The following is an 18,517-nucleotide window of genomic DNA, read 5'->3' on the forward strand; positions in this document are numbered from 1 at the left end:
CAGCGAGAGGACCGCGAGGAAAGCCATGGTTAGCGTGACAATCGATGAACGAATGCTGGAAGTGGAGGCCGGCTCTACGGTGCTCCAGGCCGCCGAGCGTTTGGGCATCGACATCCCGACCTTCTGCTATCTGAAACGGCTGCCGGCGCTGGCCTCCTGCCGCATGTGCTTGGTGGAGATTGAGGGGCAGCGGCGGCTACAGCCTGCTTGCGCCACCGCGGTCACTGACGGCATGGTGGTGCGGACGAACACGCCGCTGATCGACGAAACCCGCTCTTCCATGCTCGACATGCTGCTCGCCAACCACCCCCTCGACTGCCCGATCTGCGACAAGGGCGGCGAGTGCGAGCTTCAAGACATGGTGATGGCATACGGGCCCCGCACAAGCCGGTTCCGCGATGCCAAGCGTGTGTTCCATTCCGAGGACATCCGTCTCAGCCCGGTCATCATCATGAACGTCAACCGCTGCATCCAGTGCCAGCGCTGCGTCAGGATGTGCGAAGAAGTCGTCGGCGCGGTAGCCTTGGGCACCGTCGAAAAAGGCATGGATACCGCTATCACTGGCTTCGAGGGCAGTCTCGCGAGTTGCGATCAATGCGGCAATTGCGTCGAGGTCTGCCCAGTCGGCGCGCTGATGAGCTTCCCCTATCGCTACAAGGCGCGGCCCTGGGATCTGGTCGAGACCGACACGGTCTGCCCGCATTGCGGCACCGGCTGCCAACTGACCGTCGGCGCGCGCAAAGGCGAGTTCATGCGGGTCCGCTCGAAGGTGGAGCACGGAGTCAACCGCGAAACGCTCTGCGTGCGCGGGCGCTTCGGCCTGGACTTCGTCGGGAGTCAGGACCGGATCAAGCGGCCGATGATCCGTCGTGACGGGGTCTTGGTTCCGGCTTCCTGGGACGAAGCGGGGGACTACCTCCGCCGGCGGCTGTCGGCCGTCGCCAGCAAGGCTGCGGGCGGGCTGGCCTCGCCGCGCCTGCCCAACGAGGTGCTTTATCAGTTCCAGAAGCTGATGCGAACAGCATTCCAGACCAACAATATCGACTGCTCCTCGCGCTGGTCCACGCCCTTTGATGCGCTCGGCCCGTTGGTGGCCGCCTTCTACACCCGCACGCCGCTGGAGGAGGTGATCGGCAACGACTGTGTGCTTGTCGTCGGTGGCAACGTGACGGACGAAAACCCAGTCACCGAATATTTGCTACGAGACTGTGTACGGCGGCGACAGACCAGGTTACTCATGCTCTCGGCGCGGCCATCCCGTCTGGACGCCGATGCTCGGGCGATCGTTCGCGTGCCGCCGGGCGGTGAGGCTCAGGGCCTTGCCACGGTGGTGAGCGGACTGGGGGCGGCTGGTCAGGCACTGCCGGGCGACGTTTTTACGGACATCGGCGCAACAACCGGCCGGCCAGCAGCGGCCACCGACAGCGACGGTCCGGACCGCCTGGCCGCAGCGCTGCTGGAAGGCAAGAGCGTCACCGTGCTTGTCAGCGCCGACCTCTTGAGATCACCCCTAGCGCGCGCGACGTTGTACCAGCTCAACAACCTTTTGCAGGTTCTGCGCGCACTCGGTAAGGGGCTGGCGATGCAGTTCCTCTTCGACCGTGCCAACCAACTGGGCGCCTGGGACATGGGCGTTCTGCCGGCGGCGCTGCCGGGGCTGCGCGCGCTCGCCAATGATGCGGCGCGCGCAACTCTCGAACGGGCCTGGGGCGCCGAAATCCCGTCTGAACCGGGTGTGGATTTCGATGCCATGCTGGAGCTCTGTGACAGGAAGCGAATGGGTGCGCTCTATATCGCCGGAAGCGACCCCCTGATGTCTTATCCCGACCGGGGGTTCGTGCAGCGGGCGCTTCGTGCCGCCGATCTCCTGATCGTGCAGGACGCGTTCCTCACGGATACGGCGGGCCTGGCGGATGTCGTGCTGCCCGCGGCGAGTTATGGCGAGGAATCCGGTACGTTCACCAACAACGAAGGCCGCACACAGAAGGTCTGCAAGTTCCGCGAACCCGCCCTCGAGGCGCGGCATAATCTGGCGATATTCGACTTCGTTGCGGCGCTTCGCGGCCAAGCGTTGCGGCCGTCGATCCATGGCGAAATCTTCGGCGAGATTGCCCGGCTGGTTCCGGCCTACCAAGGGTTGACGCAGGACGGGCTTGGCGCCGACGGAGCTTTCACGAAGGCGGCCCTTGCGCCACCGGTTGGCGAGTTCTTCGCCCTCCCGCCTGCCCCCATTGCAGCCGACCGGCTCATGCTGGTCACCGGCAACTGCCTGTTCCACAACGGATATCTTTCCGAGCGCTCGGAGATCCTGAATACGGTCGCGGATAACCCATATGTCGAGATGAGCGCGCCGGATGCAGCGCAGCTTGGCCTAGCGGATGGCGATCAGGTGGTCGTGCGATCCGCCCAGGGCGAACTGACGGCGAAGCTCAAGGTCAACAAGCGTTTCCCCACGGGCCTCGTGTTCGTTCCCGAGAACTACAGATCCCTGCGTCTCAACGGCCTGATGCGGCGAGGCGAATACCCATGTCCGGTGGAAGTTCAAATGGCGCACGCGGCCTTCGAGCTCGCCACTGTCGCCGGGGTCGAGGCGCGGCCTGAGAATCTGGGCTGAGGCACTACGCGCTCCCCACAGGCAGCCTGCCTTCCCCTGCACCCTTTCAGCCGACGTCGTCAGTGATAACCGGTCCCGGCGATGTAATCGTGCAGCACCTGCTCGTTGCTCAGCAATTCGTCGAGCCTGTGCTTGACCACGTCGCCGATGCTCACCACGCCGACAGGGGCGCGGCCATCCATGACCAGCACATGGCGCGTGCGCCGTTTGGTCATGATCGCCATCACCGAGGGCAGGAAATCCTGTGCCGAACAGGTCGCCACACTGCGATTCATGATGTCAGCGACCCGCATCATCGGCGCGTTGGTTCCGTGTTCAGCCACGGCATTGCAGCAGTCCCGTTCCGACAGCGTGCCCAGGCAATCCGCCCCGGGGAAACGGCTGACGACAACGAAGCCGATGTTGTTCTCCCGAAACAGCCGTAGCACTTCCACCATCGTCTGACTTGGAGTGACCGAAATCACATCGGGAGCCTTGGTCTTCAAGATTTGGCAGACTAGCATATGAGCCTCCTGTCTGCGCGCTCCGGCTTGCCAGCTGGCGCGCCTTCACGTTCGTCGGATATTCCGCCACCAGTTGTAACCCTGCGGCTCGCTCGTCTCGACCAGCACGTCCTGCTCGGTGTTCAGACGTGCAGCGACCACGCCGCCGCCGGTCATTGCCTTGCCCGGCTTGCCGAGCAGATCGTCGCGCCCGATCACCAGGTCACGCGAGGAAAAACTCGAGAATTCGTACTGTTGGCCAAGCGCGATCGCGTCCGCCGGACAGGCGTCCTCGCACAGCCCGCAGAATAGGCAGCGGGCCATGTCGATCTCGAATTTTGCCGGGTGTCGGTTGCCCTTCTCGTCCTCGTAGGGGATGACTTCGATGCAGTCGCAAGGACAGATCCGCGCGCAGAGTTCGCAGGCCACGCATTTGATCTCGCCCTCTTCGTCGCGCGTCAGGAAGTGATGCCCGCGGTAACGCGAATAGGGCAACCATTTTTCCTTGTCCGGATACTGCATGGTCACGGGTCTGGAGAACATGTAGCCGAAGGTCAGCGCCAAAGCGTTCGCCAGATCGGCGAAGAACGCCCAGCCGATCCATATTCCAGTTCTGTCCAGTGCGCGCGACATTGTCGCCTCGTTGCAGCCCCTAAAGGAAAGCAACACCGGTTATGATTATGTTCGCCATCGACAGAGGAAGCAAGACTTTCCACCCGATCGCCATCAGTTGGTCGTAGCGATAGCGTGGGAAAGTGAAGCGGAACCAGATAAACACATAGACGAAGAACGCGACCTTGAGCAGGAACCAGAGGAGCGGTGGCAACGGGACCAGCACGCCGTTCCAGCCGCCGAAGAACAGGATCACCGCCAGGACCGACGTCAGAAGCATGATGGCGTATTCACTGACCATGAAGAACGCAAAGCGGATACCGCTGTATTCGGTATGGAACCCGGCCCCCAGATCGCCTTCCGCTTCAGCCAGGTCGAAGGGAATGCGCTGCGCTTGGGCCAGCCCGGCGACGAAGAACACGAAGAACCCTACCGGTTGGTAGACGATGTTCCAGACATTGGCTTGCGCCCGCACGATCTCGAGCAGGCTCATGGATTGCGCAAGCATTACCACCCCGATGACCGCGAACCCCATCGGGATCTCGTAGCTGATCATCTGAGCGCAGGTCCTGAGGCTGCCCAGGACAGCGTATTTGCTGTTCGCCGCCCAGCCGCCGAAGATGACGCCATAGACCTCAATCCCGATCACCGCAAAGACGAAAAGGAGCGCCACGTTCATGTTGGAGACGTAAAGAGTGATCTCAGTGCCGAGGACCGAGACGGATTCGCCGAAGGGGACCGCGACGAACACCACGAAGGGCGGAGCGAGCGCCAGGATTGGCGCCAATTTGAACAGGAAGCGGTCGGCCTCGGCCGGGATGTGGTCCTCTTTGGTCAGGAGCTTGACCCCGTCCGCCACCGGCTGGAGGAGCCCATGCCATCCCACACGCATCGGCCCCATCCTCTGCTGGATGTGCCCCGCGATCTTGCGTTCCAGCCAGGTCAGCGGCAAGGGCAGCAGCAGCAAGATCGCAATCAGCAACGCGACCTTGAAGACGATCAGACCAAGAGCAACGACGAGTTCCATGATCCGAGGCCACTCGTTCAACGGGACGAGACCCGCGACCCGATTAGCACTGCGCAGTTGTCAGGTTGCGCGGGCATGGCAATTGCCAACGTCGGCGCAACTTGTGCGATGGTATCACAGCCTTACCGTCATTGGCTACGATGTGTGCCGTTCGGCGCTTAAACGGGATGGCAGGGCGAAACGAACTGCCATTCAGTATTGTCTCGTACATTTTCGATAGAGTGCTTATCCTTACGCCCGATTAACCGTGAAGCTCGTGTCGGAACGCAGCCTCAAGGCGACGCCCGCGCTTCCTGCCAGTTCTGCCTGGCACCTGGCGTTTGGGGACGAAGTGCTGCGCGGCGCGGCAATAGCGTCAGAGGTGACCCATGCAGCTCATTTCAAATGGCTTTGCGGACGGTACGACGATCCCGCGGCGTTTCACTTGCGACGGTCAGGACCTTTCCCCGCCGCTCGGCTGGACCGGCGCTCCGGCAGGAACCCGCAGTTTTGTCCTTCTCTGCGATGATCTCGACGCCCCGGCGGGGATCTGGCATCACTGGGCGGCCTATGACATTGCGGCCGATTGTATGGAGTTGGCCGAAGGCGCTGCCTGGCACCCCGGCAAGCAAGGCCTCAAACAGGCAACCAACGATTTCCGGCGACCAGGTTACGGTGGTCCCTGCCCACCGCATCGCCACGGCCCACACCGCTATCACTTCCGGCTGCTTGCGCTGTCGATCGATCACCTGCCGTTCGGCAACGACCCATCGTGTCAGGGCGTCGAACGAGAAGCGCGCAGGCATCTCCTCGCCGAGGCGGTTCTCGTCGGAGTGTATGAGCGATGATAGTCTTCGTTCGTGTGAACTCTGGCAAATTGACGAAGGCCTGCGGGTCATGAGCGGCATCACTGGTCGTGATCGCCACGGCTGATACGCGTCATGCGGATCTTTCTCTGTGGCGACGTGATGACAGGGCGAGGCATAGACCAGGCGCTTCCATATCCATGTGACCCTCGTCTTCATGAACGCTATGTGCAATCCGCCATCGACTATGTCCGGATGGCGAACCAGCCGATACCGACGCCCGTCGACCTGCCCTACATCTGGGGCGCAGCGCTGCAAGAATTGAAGCGGGCGCGGCCGGACGCGAGCATCATAAATCTCGAAACCAGCATTACGCGCTGCGACGCCTATGTCGCCAAAGGCATCAACTACAGGATGAGCCCCGAGAACGCCGACTGCCTCGTCGCTGCGGGGGTCGACTGCTGCGTGCTCGGTAACAATCACGTTCTTGATTGGGGACGCGATGGGCTGCTGGAGACCCTGGCGACGCTTGAGCGTTTGCGAATCAAGACCGCAGGAGCGGGGCGCAATGCCGCCCAAGCGAGCGCCCCGGCGATTTTGGCAGACACCGATACGGGGCGGGCAGTTGTTTTTTCGTTCGCCTCGCAGACAAGCGGCGTCCCCCGACATTGGGCGGCGACGCATGATCGGGCCGGAGTGAACTTTCTACCTGCGCTTTCTGATGCGACTGTCGCAGCGATCGTCGATCTGGTGGCCGCTGTCAGACGAGCAAATGATGTGGTCGTGGTCTCCCTTCATTGGGGACCAAACTGGGGCTATGACATCCCGGAGGAGCAAAGGTGGTTCGCCCACGAACTGATCGACAGGGCGGACATATCCATCGTTCACGGCCATTCATCGCATCATGCCAAGTCAATCGAAGTGTACAATAACCGCCTTATTCTCTATGGCTGCGGTGACTTCCTGAATGACTATGAAGGCATCAAAGGCCACAGGGAATTCCGGTCCGACCTTGTCCTGATGTATATCGCTGACCTTGGTCCCGGAAGCGATCTGGTCGCGCTCGAACTGGTGCCCCTCCAGATCCGCCGTTTCCAACTCATCAAGGCAGCGAACAGGGACGTTGCCTGGTTGCAGCAGACCCTGGACCGAGAAAGTCGGCAGTTTGGTACGTGCGTTGGAACTGCGCCTGGGGGGAGGCTTGCGCTGTCTTGGCCGACAATGTGAACTGGCGGTGTGCACTGTCATCCAATTGAGCTACTATGCGCGATCGTGCACCGCAGAGAGTGGCCGTAGTGTCGCCAAGCGCGTCCAGCGGCCCAACTTCGCTGCTTGGGTGCACGCGCTTCTTGTGAATGGCGCTCGTGCCATGACCACGCCGATCGTCCTGCCTTGGCCGCTGCAAAGCCTCTTGGAGGCGGTAACGCGGGCGGTGCTGCAACCTGGCGACCGGCCTCACATCGATTTCTCACGACCGATGGGCGAGGCCGGACTGGTATCGCCGGACTCCGTGTCGTGGCGCGTGTTCAAGAACCCGTTTTCGCTGTTCATCGGCGGCGTCACCGCCGTAATCATGGAGCTTGCAGAACCGCGGGTGCGCACTGGCGTATGGGAGCATACGTCTTTCCGTCTGAATCCAATTCGGCGACTGCACAGCACGGGTCTCGCTGCCATGGTGACGATCTACGGTTCCCGCACCACGGCCGAGGCCATGATCGCCCGCGTTCGGCGGATACACGACAAGGTCGCAGGCGTGACATCGTCAGGCGAGACGTACTGCGCCAATGACCCCGACCTTCTGAACTGGGTTCAGGGCACGGCGGCGTACGGCTTTGTCCAAGCCTATCACACCTATGTGCAGCAGCTCTCTGCATCCGAGCGCGACCGCTGTTATGCCGAGGGCGTTCCCGCCGCGCGCCTTTTCGGCGCCACAGGCGCACCGGGATCGGAAGCCGAGCTCGAAGCGCTGTTCCATGCGACAGCTGGACGACTGGAGCGCTCGGCCATTGTGCTTGAATTTCTCGCGATCATGCGTTCTGCGCCTATCCTGCCGCTGCCGCTGAGGCCGGCACATCACCTATTGGTATCGGCTGCCGTTGATCTGGTGCCTTGTCGGGTGCAGGCGCTGTTGGGGTTCACCGGGCACGGCTTGCACAGTTGGGAAGCCGAGGCAGTCCGGCAGGCAGGGGCTTTGGCGGATCGCCTCGTTATGGAATCCAACCCGGCCGTTCAGGCTTGCCGGCGGATGCGCCTTCCGGCCGACTATTTGTATGTCCATCGCAGCGCAGTCGGCGCCCGTCCATGATTGTCTTGTTCACGGATTTCGGCTTGCACGGCCCCTACACGGGTCAGATGAAAGCTGTGTCGTCGATCCAGGCGTCGGAGGGACGCGGCCGTCCGTCATCGTCGAGGCCAACGGTCGCTGGTATGTCGGCCCGGCAACGGCCTGTTCGAGCTGATCCAGCGCCGCGCGGCTGAGACGTTCAGCTGGGATATCGACTGGAAGCCAGAGCGCCTGTCTGCCAGCTTCCACGGGCGTGACCCCGGTCGCGGCCATGCTGGCACGCGGTGAGCCGCCGCCCGGCAGGCCGCGCCTGGACCGAGAGCGGTCATTCAGTGGCGCGGTGCGTAACTGCTACTCGCCCATTGCTTGGGAAAGTACTGGCACCTGTCCTTAAGAAAGAACCGCACTAGTTTAGGCGATGGGACGTGCGCTGCAATTTTTGCTGGGCCGTCGCTGAGTAGCATTGTCGGACGTGGGCTTGAAAAGCCAACACCTTCGGGAGGAACCGATGACCAAAGCAGGGATCCAGACATGGAATATGAGGTCGCGCCGCAAGTTCCTTGGCGAGGCGGCCGTAGCAGCTGCGGCGATCGTTGCTGCGCCAAGCGTCGTCAAGGCGCAAGGGCCGGTCAACATGCGTTGGCAGAGCACATGGCCCTCCAAGGATATCTTTCACGAATACGCGCTCGATTTCGCCAAGAAGGTCAACGACATGACAGGCGGCGACCTGAAGATCGAGGTGCTGCCGGCGGGCGCCGTGGTGCCGGCCTTCGGCCTGCTCGACGCGGTGTCGCAAGGAACGCTCGATGGCGGCCACGGCGTGCTCGTCTACCACTACGGCAAACAGACGGCGCTGGCGCTGTGGGGGTCCGGTCCGGGCTTCGCCATGGATGCCAACATGCTGCTCGCCTGGCACAAATATGGCGGCGGCAAGGAACTGCTCGCAAGGCTCTACGAATCCATCGGCGCCAATGTCGTTTCGTTCCCCTATGGGCCGATGCCGACGCAGCCGCTCGGCTGGTTCAAGAAGCCGGTAGCGAAGGCCGAGGATCTCCAGGGCCTGAAGTTCCGCACCGTCGGCATTTCCATTGACGTGTTCACCGGTCTCGGCGCTGCGGTTAACGCGCTGCCGGGCGGCGAAATCGTAGCGGCATTGGATCGCGGCCTGCTCGATGCGGCCGAGTTCAACAACGCGTCGTCCGACCGGGTGCTCGGTTTTCCGGACGTCTCCAAGATCTGCATGCTGCAGAGCTATCACCAGAATGCGGAGCAGTTCGAGATCATGTTCAACAAGACGAAATACGACGCCCTGCCCGATCAGATTAAGGCAATCATCACCAATGCGGTCGAGGCAGCCTCGCAGGACATGGCCTGGAAGGCGATCGACCGTTATTCGAAAGACTATGTGGAGATGCAGACGGCCGACAAGGTCAAGTTCTACAAGACGCCGGAGGCGATCCTCAAAAGGCAATTGGAGGTCTACGACGAGGTCGTGAAGAAGAAGGCTGCGGAAAACCCGCTGTTCAAGGAGATCCTCCTATCCCAGCTTGCCTTCGCAGAGCGGGCGACGCGATGGGAACAGGATACCGTTGTCAGCCGGCGATTGGTGTTCGATCACTACTTCGGACAGGACGGGGTGTCGAAGGAGTTCTGACGTACAGTTGGGCATCACCGGGCGCGGCCCGGTGGTGCTTCTGACCAAGGTATCCGTCATCCGAGGGCACGCGTGAACGTTCAGCATTTTCTGCTCAGGATCGATGCAATCAGCGTGTGGGTCGGAAAGGCCGCGGCGTGGCTCATCATCGGGCTGATGACGCTTGTCTGCGTAGAGGTCTTCAAGCGCTACATCATGAACATGCCAACCGCGTGGATCTTCGACGCCAGCAACATGCTCTACGGCTCGCTGTTCATGCTCGCCGGGGCATACGGGCTGGCGCAGAATGCCCATGTGCGCGGCGACTTTCTCTATAGCTCGCTCCGGCCCCGGATACAGGCCGGGCTCGATCTCGTGCTCTACATCCTCTTCTTTCTGCCCGGCGTCGCCGCCCTCGTTTACGCGGGCTATGACTACGCGGCGCTTTCGTGGCGGATCGGCGAGCATTCGACCGTGACGGCGGAGGGCCCGCCGATCTACTACTTCAAGACGGTCATTCCGGTGGCCGGCGTCCTTGTGATGCTTCAGGGCCTCGCCGAGATCGCGCGCTGCATCGTCTGCCTCAGGACCGGAGAATGGCCGAGCCGACTCAAGGACGTCGAGGAGATCGACGTCGTCGCCGAGCAGCTCGAGCACAGCGAGCATGTTGACGCCGAAACGCGCGAGGCCGCAATCGAACGCGCGCAGGATATCGAAAAGGCGGCGCGCCAGAGGGGAATGGGAGGAGACATGCAAACGTGAGCGACCCATTCCTCGGACTGACGATGCTGATGCTTATCGTGGTCGTCATCATCATGGGGTTCCCGACGGCCTTCACGCTGATGGGGCTCGGCATGCTTTTCGGTTTCTACGCCTTCTACAATCCTGCCGAGCACTGGATCGACAATCGCGTCTTCGACCTGATGGTCCAGCGCACTTATGGCGCAATGACCAATGACGTGCTGATCTCGATCCCGCTCTTCGTGCTCATGGGCTACGTGATGGAGCGCGGCGCGCTCGTCGACAAGATGTTCTACAGCATCCAGCTTTCGTTCCGCCGGGTGCCGGCTTCGCTCGCCGTGGCGACGCTCATCGTTTGCACCTTCTGGGGCATAGCCAGCGGCCTCGTTGGCGCCGTGGTGGTGCTGATGGGGGTGATCGCCATGAACCCGATGCTGCGCGCGGGCTATGACGTGAAGCTGGCATCCGGCGTAATCACCGCGGGCGGCACGCTCGGCATCCTGATCCCTCCCTCGGTCATGATCATCGTCTACGCGGCAGTCGCTGGGCAGTCGGTCGTCAAGCTCTACGCCGCGGCGATGTTCCCCGGTTTTTTCCTCGCCTTCCTTTATCTCGTCTACATTCTTGGCTGGGCTGCGATCAATCCGAAGATCGCGCCCGCGTTGCCGGAGGAGCAGACGAGGGTTCCGGTGCCGGCGTGGATGCGAAGCTTTCAAGCGGTCTACTCGCGCAACATGCTTGCCGGGCTTCTTTCGGCACTGGTCTCGCCATCGAAGGCGATGGCGCTCGAGGCGGAGGAGGGACGGCTCACCTATTGGAAGCTCATCAAGAACGCCTGCGCCGCGCTGGTGCCCTTTTCGCTGACGGCGTTCATGCTGGCGCTCGTGTGGTGGTATGTCGTCATCCATCCGCAGGCATCGGCCGAGGCCGAAGCGCCGGAGGGACTGGAGCAGCTCGGTGCGCCGGCAGTGGATGCGGGACCGGCGGCGATCGATGGGCCGGCGATCAGCTTCTATGTTTGGTTCGGTCTCGTTGCGGCCATCGCCGCAGCGGTGCTCGTCCGCTACTACCGGAACATGACCGCCGACCGGCTTCAGGTCGTGAAGCTGCTGATCTCCTCCGTCATGCCGCTCGGCATCCTCACCATCGTCGTGCTCGCCGTCATCCTGTTCGGTATCACGACGGCGACCGAGTCCGCGGCCGTCGGCGCGGCGGGCGCCTTCCTGCTCGCTTTCCAGGCCCGGACGCTCAACTGGAAGCGCACCAAGGAGGCGGTGTTCCTGACCGCGAAGACCACTGCCATGGTGTGCTGGCTCTTCGTCGGCTCGGCGCTGTTCTCCGCCGTCTTCGCTATCCTCGGCGGCCAGGCGCTGATCGAGCAATGGGTGCTCGCGCTCGACCTGACGCCCGTGCAGTTCATGATCCTGTCGCAGGCGATCATCTTCATTCTCGGCTGGCCGCTCGAATGGACCGAGATCATCATCATCTTCGTGCCGATCTTCCTACCGATGCTGAGGCACTTCGACATCGATCCGGTTCACTGGGGCGTTCTCGTTTTCGTCAATCTGCAGGCGGCGTTCCTGTCACCTCCGGTCGCGATGTCAGCCTACTATCTCAAGGGCGTTTCGCCTCCGCATGTCACGCTCAACCAGATATTCGCCGGGATGATGCCCTACATGCTGATCGTCATCCTCTGCATGATCCTCATGTATATCTGGCCCGGCATGGCGCTCTGGCTTCCGAACTATCTTTACGGCGGCTGAGAAAGACTCCGTTCTCTGACGCCTTCCGCGACCGCGCGTTTTCGGCCGCTTCGACCCACGGGATGTCCTTTTGAACGACAAAGCAGGATCTCGGAGATACAGGCGGTCGGAAGATCTACTTTCGGCGACAATCGGCGCGAGCGAATGACGGTTTGGCTTAGGGTGGCGGGTTCACCGGTTGAGCCCACCGTCCAATGCGGTCTTTCAGTTGCGAGCGTCGCTTGCTGGACCTGCGTTAGTCAGTCGGGGACCAACCTTTAGGTCCGGTCGGCATCTTTGAGGGCCTTCATAGTGCTTTCGATAGTTCCGTCGACCTTGAGGGTATGTCCCTCATCGAAGATTATGTGCGTAATCGTATGTGTCGCATCCGGTCGCATAAACCGAATTTGTTCGGGGTTCACCCAAACGATGGTTTGTGTATCCACGTTAACAAATCGGCAGAACTGCGCCATGAAGCCACCTATGCATTGCGCTAAGCTTATAGGAGTTCGGGCCGGGGCGCGACGTCTGGCTCCAAATCTGCCGCAGTGCTGCAAGCGTGGCCGCCTCGTCGGTCCCCATCATGCTGGAGTAACCGGCGACGTCGGCGGCGAGCCGGCGCATAGTCTGCTGTTCCGTCATACGACCCCACAGGCGATGCGCTGAGCAACGTCGTATTGTACGGGATATTCGTGATCTCTGAAGGATCCTGTTTGGCCGCTAAGCCGCTTCCGCCAGGTTACTTGCCGTTCCGGCTCGGCTTGTTCCGTCTTTGCCTCACGTCTTGGCCTTGAAGCGTGCCGCTTCTTCCGAACCGCGCGTGGCGTCTCCCGCGCTGTAGGAATGCGCGCCGGCGCCGGCGAGCTTGCCGCCGTCGACGATCAGATACTCCTCGCGGATTGACCTGCCTTCGAACCAGCACTCCAGAATCTCGCGGGTGCCGGCGGCGTAGCGCGCCTGGGCGGAGAGCGACGATCCCGAAATGTGCGGCGTCATGCCGTGATGCGGCATCGATCGCCATGGATGGTCGTTGGGCGCCGGCTGCGGGAACCAGACGTCGCCGGCATAACCTGCGAGTTGGCCGCTCTCCAGCGCGCGGGCGATGGCGTCGCGATTGCAGATCTTGCCGCGCGCCGTGTTCACCAGATAGGCGCCACGCTTCATCCTGTTGATCATCGCCTCATCGAAGAGATTTTCCGTCTCCGAGTGCAGCGGTGCGTTGATGGTGACGATATCGCAGACGGGCACCATTTCCGCCGCCGTCTTGTGGAAGGTGACCTCGAGTTCTTTCTCGACCGCCTCTGGAAGGCGATGGCGGTCGGTGTAGTGGAGCTTCAAATCGAATGGTTTGAGGCGGCGAAGCACCGCCAAGCCGATGCGTCCTGCCGCAACTGTACCGACATCCATTCCCTCCACATCATAGGAGCGTGCGACGCAGTCGGCGATATTCCAGCCACCCTTCATGACCCATTGGTAGGAGGGGATATAGTTTCGCACGAGGCCGAGGATCATCATGACCACATGTTCGGATACGCTGATCGAGTTGCAGTAGGTCACTTCGGCCACCGTGATACCGCGGTCCATTGCGGCCTGCAGATCGACATGGTCGGATCCGATGCCAGCCGTGATCGCAAGTTTCAGCTTGTTTGCCTTGGCTATTCGTTCCTCGGTAAGGTATGCCGGCCAGAATGGCTGCGAGATCACGATTTCGGCGTCGACGAGTTCGTGCTCAAAAACACTGTCTGGACCGTCCTTATCCGAGGTTACAACCAAGCTGTGCCCCTGGCTTTGGAGGAATTTCCGGAGACCCAGTTCGCCGGACACGCTGCCGAGCAGGATCCCCGGTTCAAAGTCAATGGCCTTCGGCGCGGGAAGCGTCTGGCCGCCCGGATAGCGGTCAAGCTTCGGCAGGCCGTCCCGCGCATATCTTGTCGGATAACCGTCGACCGGATCGTCATAGAGGACGCAAACGACCTTTGCCATTTTGTATCTCCCTTCGTTTGAAAACGAAGAGGAAGTCCCTCTATTGTTAATGCTGCCGGTCGAAATCGACGAGCAGCAGGGCGATCTACCCGGTTGAATTGTCTGTGGCAGGCAGGCGCGTCGCCTAGCGCTTCCTCATTCGGAAAATTGCGCGTCGCTTTAGATTAGATGGAGGAGCCGGACACGGTTTCAAGTGCGGGCCGCAGTGGTGCAGCGTTCGATTTCCTCCGTTTTCAGAATTCACGGTGCGCGCGCGCTAAGAATTCAGCTTAGGCGCGTTCTTGAAATGGCAGAGAGTCATCAGCTGACCGATGGGCCTATGAGCGCAGGATCGTGGAACGATTCGGAGGGCAGCAGGAACTCGATCTAGGGCCGCCTAGCGTTTCCACCGCGCCGCCGCCGCCTTCTTAGCGATTTCGGCGCGCGCCTGGTGTCATGTTCTCAGAAGCTTCTTTCCGCCCTCGGCGCCAAGCGCCTTTGCGGCGGGGTCTTTGTCGTCGTCAATCACGTCGTCGGCTTCCTCGCCGGTCGCACATGCCCGCGTGGGGAGCGCTTGCCTGCGCTGCTTTCCATGATGGCGCAACGACCTTCAGCAATCGGCCGCCAGGCACGGCCTTTTGGTACGAGAACTCGAACGGGCTTGCCGAGATTGCTGTCAATCAAGGGCGCACGAACGGCGAACTCGGTCTCGCGATCGGCAGTTCTGTGGAGATCGTCCTTTGAACGAAACCGGTTGTCCGTTGCGGCGTTGATCTATTGCGATGCGCAAGTCAACGAAACGAGGCCCGGGCGCCGATCTGCCGAAGCTGCAAAAAGGCGATGACAAGGCGCGGGCGACGATCGGCAACAAGCGCCTTGCCGAGCAGATTCGCAAGGCTCTCGCCAAGCATTATGCGAGCAAATACCGGGTGAGGTGAAAAACGCGAACGCTACACCCGGAATGAGCACGAAGGGAGGTTGTCATGACCGATAGTATTGCTCAGAAAACCTGTACGCCCTGCCGCGGCGGCGTCGCGCCGCTGACGCAGGAGGCAGCCGAGGGCTATCTGTCCCAGACCCCTGGTTGGGAACTAGAGGAGGCGCACCTGCTACGCCGCAAATTCAAATTTGCGGACTTCCGTCAATCGCTCAGCTTCATCGACAAAGTTGCCCGATTGGCGGAAGAAGAAGGGCATCATCCCGACATCTGCTTCGGCTGGGGTTATGCGGCAGTCTCGCTGCAGACTCACAAGATCAAGGGATTGCACGAGAACGACTTCATCATGGCCGCGAAGATCAACCTGCTCGTCGGTTCGTAGATAGGCACTCGGCACCCCAACGACCGGAACGGGTCCAAAAGTTCGCGTTCATGATTGGCCGGGTAGCGTGATTTCCGGACACTCAATCGTGGCGCCTGAGATAGCAGTACGAAGAGGCTCGTTGATCAATGATCGCGCAACATCTCCTGGAGTATTTCCTCGATCGGGTGCGGCGGAATGCCAAGTTCTTCAAATCCGGGCATCTGCGGCGATGACACGTTGTCGACCTGCATCAGTTCCACTTGATTCCGAGTGACGGGCGGACTCGCAAGCATTTCCGCGGCCCATGCCAGTGCGTGCCAAGCGGCAAATGGCACTGGGATTAGTATGGGTCTAAGGCCGGCCTGGTGTGCAACGGCTCTGAGAAATTCCTTGTAAGAGTAAACGCGAGGACCGCCGCACTCATACGTGATCGCATGCGTTGCCGTCCCCTGCAGAGCTCTTGCGGTCGCCTCTGCCACATCGCCCACATAGGCCGGCTGCAATCTCGTGAGGCCGCGACCGAACATCGGATAGATTGGAAGCTGGCGGAGAAGTTTGAGGATAATGGTGAGAAACGCGTCATCCGGTCCGAACATCACCGCCGGGCGGATGATGATGGCGTCAGCAAACGCGGCACGCACCGCCTGTTCGCCTTCGCCACGCTTGCGGATGTAGAGCGACGGCGAGGCAACATCGGAGCCGATTCCTGAAACGTGAGCGAGCCGTTCGACGCCAGTTCGGTGTGCTTGAGCTGCAACCCGCCGGGCCGACTCGACATGCACGGAATGAAAGGTCTCCTGTCCCTGTTCGACATAAAGACTGACCGCATTTACAACACCGTAGGCACCGGCAAGTGCACGGGCGATCGCCCGCTCGTCGTGGATATCGGCTTCGACCGATTGAAGTTGCGGATCTTCGGAACCAAACAATTTCTTGGCCCGTTCCGGATGTCTTGATGCAATCCGAACGAAAAACTCACCATTGCGGAGATGCCGAACAACGCGGCGGCCGAGAAAACCGGTTCCACCGAACACGGTGACGACGTGATGGTTCATGGCAGCCATGGCTTAGACTTTGTCGGCTCATGTCAGCCGTCTCGACCCGGCGGTTCAGGTCACGTGGACGGCACGCCTACTGACCACTATCTACCATCTGGGCTACCTCGTACAGATTGGGATCGATCTCGTCCGTCAACTGATCGAAAATGACCCTACTCCTTGCGGAATTCCGGCGATTGATGAGCAGATCGCAGCAGATCGCGATTCTGCTATTGGACGTCGTTGACGATGCGCCGCCCGTCGAGGCTGCGATGCAGGCTGATTGAGATGAAGCCAGGCCGGCGCGCCATAAGCGCGCTCGCTCGGTCATGACGGACAATGCCTCGGCCTGCTACCCTACAGGGCCCTATCGGGTCGAGCACCATGGCAGCGACTATCTCGTCGCCCAGGGGGCTGGGCGCCGGCGACAACGGAGGAGATATCGGAGATTTCAAGGTGTGGGGAAAGGCTGTAGCGCTCTTCCAACTCGAACCCCCTCGACAGGCGAGCGAACGCGACGCCTAGGTGGATCTCGCTACGATGCCAATCTCTTTCATAAGCACACGCAATTCGGCTGGAGGCGCAAGACAGAAAGTTCGAAAAGCTTCCAAGAACCCCAGCCCAACCGGATGCGCCGTGGATAGCTTGGTTCCCCGAACTTCCTCCCATCACGGCAGCGGTCGTCGTTTCTGCAAGTAAATCAAAAGGCTGCCTGAAGACCGCGCAGTCTTCGCCTCGGTTCCAATCGCAGTTCGGCAGGACCAGATACAGAAGCCGCCGTTTCTCATGTGGAGGCTGCTATGATCTGCATGCGTTAAGTGTCGATTCAGCCTAGGGTGCGTCCCGCCGCTTTGCCGCCCTTTCTGTCCGTTTTCGCGACGACGACCAGGTGCGGCAAGTCACGTGCGTCTAGACCGAATGTCAGGAACGCGCCGATATCGTTCTCTAATGGGTCAAGGGCGGCTGCTCGGATTCGAGCATTGTCGACGATTTTGGGTGCCTACGTTTTCTACGTGCTCATCGGCACTTGATGGGTTTAGCTGGGTATGGTGCACCAGGGCTCTTATCGGCGACGAGGGCTATGACGCCGATTGGCGGCGCTCGTCGCCCGTGGAGGCTAGCAAAGCCGCGACCGCAGGCGGATCAGTTACCCGAAGGCGAAGCCGGCATCATCGACAACAACAAGATGTAGGCGGTGTGGAGTTGTATCGTTTTACACAATCCCTAGTTGCTAGACTTGCGCGACACACCGGCAGTTAATTTTACCTCTGCGCGAGGAGGAAAAAGGTCGCGAACTGGGGAGGATGTAGTCCATGAATGACGATTTCGGCATCGCCTATCCATCTGAAGATCAGCCTTACGAAGTTACCTCTTTCGCTAAAAAGCATGGCCTAACGATACGAGTTGCTGACGCCGTGCTGTTCGCCAAAGGCCCGTCGCGGATGGCTTGTGATGCTGCCGCATTGGCTTTCCTCTGTGCAGTCGCCCAATACGCTAAGAAACAACCGGCGCGCTAACCATGTCTGTGCAAAAAGAAGAGGACTATCGAACCAACAGAGCCGACTATGCGATTGCTGCGAGGCATGACCGAGCGACCGCTGATGGCGATCGCGATGAGCTACTGGCAAGAAAAAAGAAGTCCCTATGGCTAAGAGATCGGGAGCGTCCCAGCCGTGGCCTATACGGTGATTTGGTACGGGAGACAGGGCATCGCTGAAAAGACCGAGAAAGCCGCACGAGACCACGCGCAGGCGACATTTCTTGCTCGAAAGCAGGGTGACGGTATCGTAGCGGTGGAAGTTCGCAAAGACGACGGGACGGTTGCTTTCAGCCAGGCCGGACGCAATTAAAGCCTCTCTTGACCTAGATTGAAACGTCCAGCCCTTCCCATCAAGCGCTAGTGGTTGTCCAGTAGAATGGCTAGGTGCCTGGTAGCGGCGCTTTCCATAATCAGTTCCTCCAGCCATGTGTCGCCGACGGTCGATATGGGGACGCGACGTCTGACTATACGAAGCGCTTCAGAAATCGAAACTGCTGTGGATTTCGCGTGATCATCCAGGTAACGACCGACTTCAATCACGGCGTCTGCGTCTACGTTGGAAGGCAATTCTCGCATGGCACACCCTCCTGCGGCATCCGAACCTTGCTGCCCAAAAGTATCGCGCTGAACAGCCAAAGAGTCGACACCGTCTTAAGGAGGTGGCAGAGCTGCTCTCCAGCGCGCGTTTCGCCCTAGGCTGAATCGACATTCATCGCATCCATAACATGGCGCAGGCGAGTTGGATGAAGCTGAGGAA

Annotated in this window: 17 protein-coding genes; 12 read left to right on the top strand and 5 right to left on the bottom strand. The window is 60.7% G+C overall.

Annotation, left to right across the window (positions count from 1 at the left end; genetic code table 11):
- The first annotated feature begins 25 nt into the window (after positions 1–25).
- Positions 26–2,614: an NADH-quinone oxidoreductase subunit NuoG gene (nuoG, locus tag DH08_RS31765; RefSeq protein ID WP_192183179.1), complete on the top strand. Its 2,589-nt coding sequence runs from the start codon at positions 26–28 to the stop codon at positions 2,612–2,614.
- A gap of 59 nt (positions 2,615–2,673) precedes the next feature.
- Here nuoG and DH08_RS31770 read toward each other — a convergent pair whose 3' ends face one another.
- The 3 genes from DH08_RS31770 to nuoH are packed head-to-tail and all read right to left on the bottom strand — an operon-like array spanning position 2,674 to position 4,735.
- Entirely contained in the window at positions 2,674–3,117 is a 444-nt protein-coding gene (locus DH08_RS31770; RefSeq protein ID WP_192183180.1) for a CBS domain-containing protein, read from the bottom strand.
- A 45-nt stretch (positions 3,118–3,162) separates the two neighbouring features.
- Entirely contained in the window at positions 3,163–3,729 is a 567-nt protein-coding gene (locus DH08_RS31775; protein ID WP_192183181.1) for an NADH-quinone oxidoreductase subunit I, read from the bottom strand.
- 19 nt (positions 3,730–3,748) lie between these two features.
- Positions 3,749–4,735 (bottom strand): NADH-quinone oxidoreductase subunit NuoH, encoded by a 987-nt coding sequence (nuoH, locus tag DH08_RS31780; RefSeq protein ID WP_192183182.1) that lies wholly within the window; start codon positions 4,733–4,735, stop codon positions 3,749–3,751.
- A gap of 368 nt (positions 4,736–5,103) precedes the next feature.
- Between nuoH and DH08_RS31785 the strand changes: the two genes are divergently transcribed.
- The 6 genes from DH08_RS31785 to DH08_RS31810 all read left to right on the top strand — a co-directional run bounded on the left by DH08_RS31785 (position 5,104) and on the right by DH08_RS31810 (position 11,941).
- A complete protein-coding gene (locus DH08_RS31785; protein WP_192183183.1) occupies positions 5,104–5,562 on the top strand; it encodes a YbhB/YbcL family Raf kinase inhibitor-like protein in 459 nt (152 codons plus the stop codon).
- A 93-nt stretch (positions 5,563–5,655) separates the two neighbouring features.
- Entirely contained in the window at positions 5,656–6,747 is a 1,092-nt protein-coding gene (locus DH08_RS31790; protein WP_192183184.1) for a CapA family protein, read from the top strand.
- 142 nt (positions 6,748–6,889) lie between these two features.
- Entirely contained in the window at positions 6,890–7,825 is a 936-nt protein-coding gene (locus DH08_RS31795) for an oxygenase MpaB family protein (RefSeq protein WP_192183185.1), read from the top strand.
- Between the two features lie 487 nt (positions 7,826–8,312).
- On the top strand, positions 8,313–9,458 hold the full coding sequence (locus DH08_RS31800; protein WP_246801122.1) for a TRAP transporter substrate-binding protein: 1,146 nt from the start codon (positions 8,313–8,315) through the stop codon (positions 9,456–9,458).
- Between the two features lie 72 nt (positions 9,459–9,530).
- A complete protein-coding gene (locus DH08_RS31805; RefSeq protein WP_192183186.1) occupies positions 9,531–10,199 on the top strand; it encodes a TRAP transporter small permease subunit in 669 nt (222 codons plus the stop codon).
- Complete coding sequence (locus DH08_RS31810; RefSeq protein WP_192183187.1) at positions 10,196–11,941, top strand: TRAP transporter large permease subunit; 1,746 nt, start codon at positions 10,196–10,198, stop codon at positions 11,939–11,941. The genes DH08_RS31805 and DH08_RS31810 overlap by 4 nt, the downstream gene beginning before the upstream one ends.
- A 756-nt stretch (positions 11,942–12,697) precedes the next feature.
- Here DH08_RS31810 and DH08_RS31815 read toward each other — a convergent pair.
- Entirely contained in the window at positions 12,698–13,903 is a 1,206-nt protein-coding gene (locus tag DH08_RS31815) for an NAD-dependent formate dehydrogenase (protein ID WP_192183188.1), read from the bottom strand.
- Positions 13,904–14,437: 534 nt separating this feature from the next.
- Between DH08_RS31815 and DH08_RS37545 the strand changes: the two genes are divergently transcribed.
- Genes DH08_RS37545 through DH08_RS31830 form a run of 3 tightly spaced genes read left to right on the top strand, consistent with a single transcriptional unit; the run spans position 14,438 to position 15,201 of the window.
- Entirely contained in the window at positions 14,438–14,626 is a 189-nt protein-coding gene (locus tag DH08_RS37545) for an SAM hydroxide adenosyltransferase (protein ID WP_210328970.1), read from the top strand.
- Between the two features lie 38 nt (positions 14,627–14,664).
- Positions 14,665–14,820 (top strand): hypothetical protein, encoded by a 156-nt coding sequence (locus DH08_RS31825; RefSeq protein WP_192183190.1) that lies wholly within the window; start codon positions 14,665–14,667, stop codon positions 14,818–14,820.
- Positions 14,821–14,865: 45 nt separating this feature from the next.
- Entirely contained in the window at positions 14,866–15,201 is a 336-nt protein-coding gene (locus tag DH08_RS31830) for a 4a-hydroxytetrahydrobiopterin dehydratase (protein ID WP_192183191.1), read from the top strand.
- A 125-nt stretch (positions 15,202–15,326) separates the two neighbouring features.
- On the opposite strand, the gene DH08_RS31835 is transcribed toward DH08_RS31830, so the two are convergent.
- Positions 15,327–16,247 (bottom strand): complex I NDUFA9 subunit family protein, encoded by a 921-nt coding sequence (locus DH08_RS31835; RefSeq protein ID WP_192183192.1) that lies wholly within the window; start codon positions 16,245–16,247, stop codon positions 15,327–15,329.
- Between the two features lie 1,286 nt (positions 16,248–17,533).
- On the opposite strand from DH08_RS31835, the gene DH08_RS31840 reads away from it, so the two are divergent.
- Both DH08_RS31840 and DH08_RS31845 read left to right on the top strand, forming a co-directional pair.
- Complete coding sequence (locus tag DH08_RS31840) at positions 17,534–17,737, top strand: hypothetical protein (protein WP_192183193.1); 204 nt, start codon at positions 17,534–17,536, stop codon at positions 17,735–17,737.
- 156 nt (positions 17,738–17,893) lie between these two features.
- Entirely contained in the window at positions 17,894–18,070 is a 177-nt protein-coding gene (locus DH08_RS31845; protein WP_192183194.1) for a hypothetical protein, read from the top strand.
- The last annotated feature ends 447 nt before the right edge of the window (positions 18,071–18,517 follow it).

The sequence above is a fragment of the Mesorhizobium amorphae genome, assembly GCF_014843845.1.
Classification (GTDB): domain Bacteria; phylum Pseudomonadota; class Alphaproteobacteria; order Rhizobiales; family Rhizobiaceae; genus Mesorhizobium; species Mesorhizobium amorphae_A.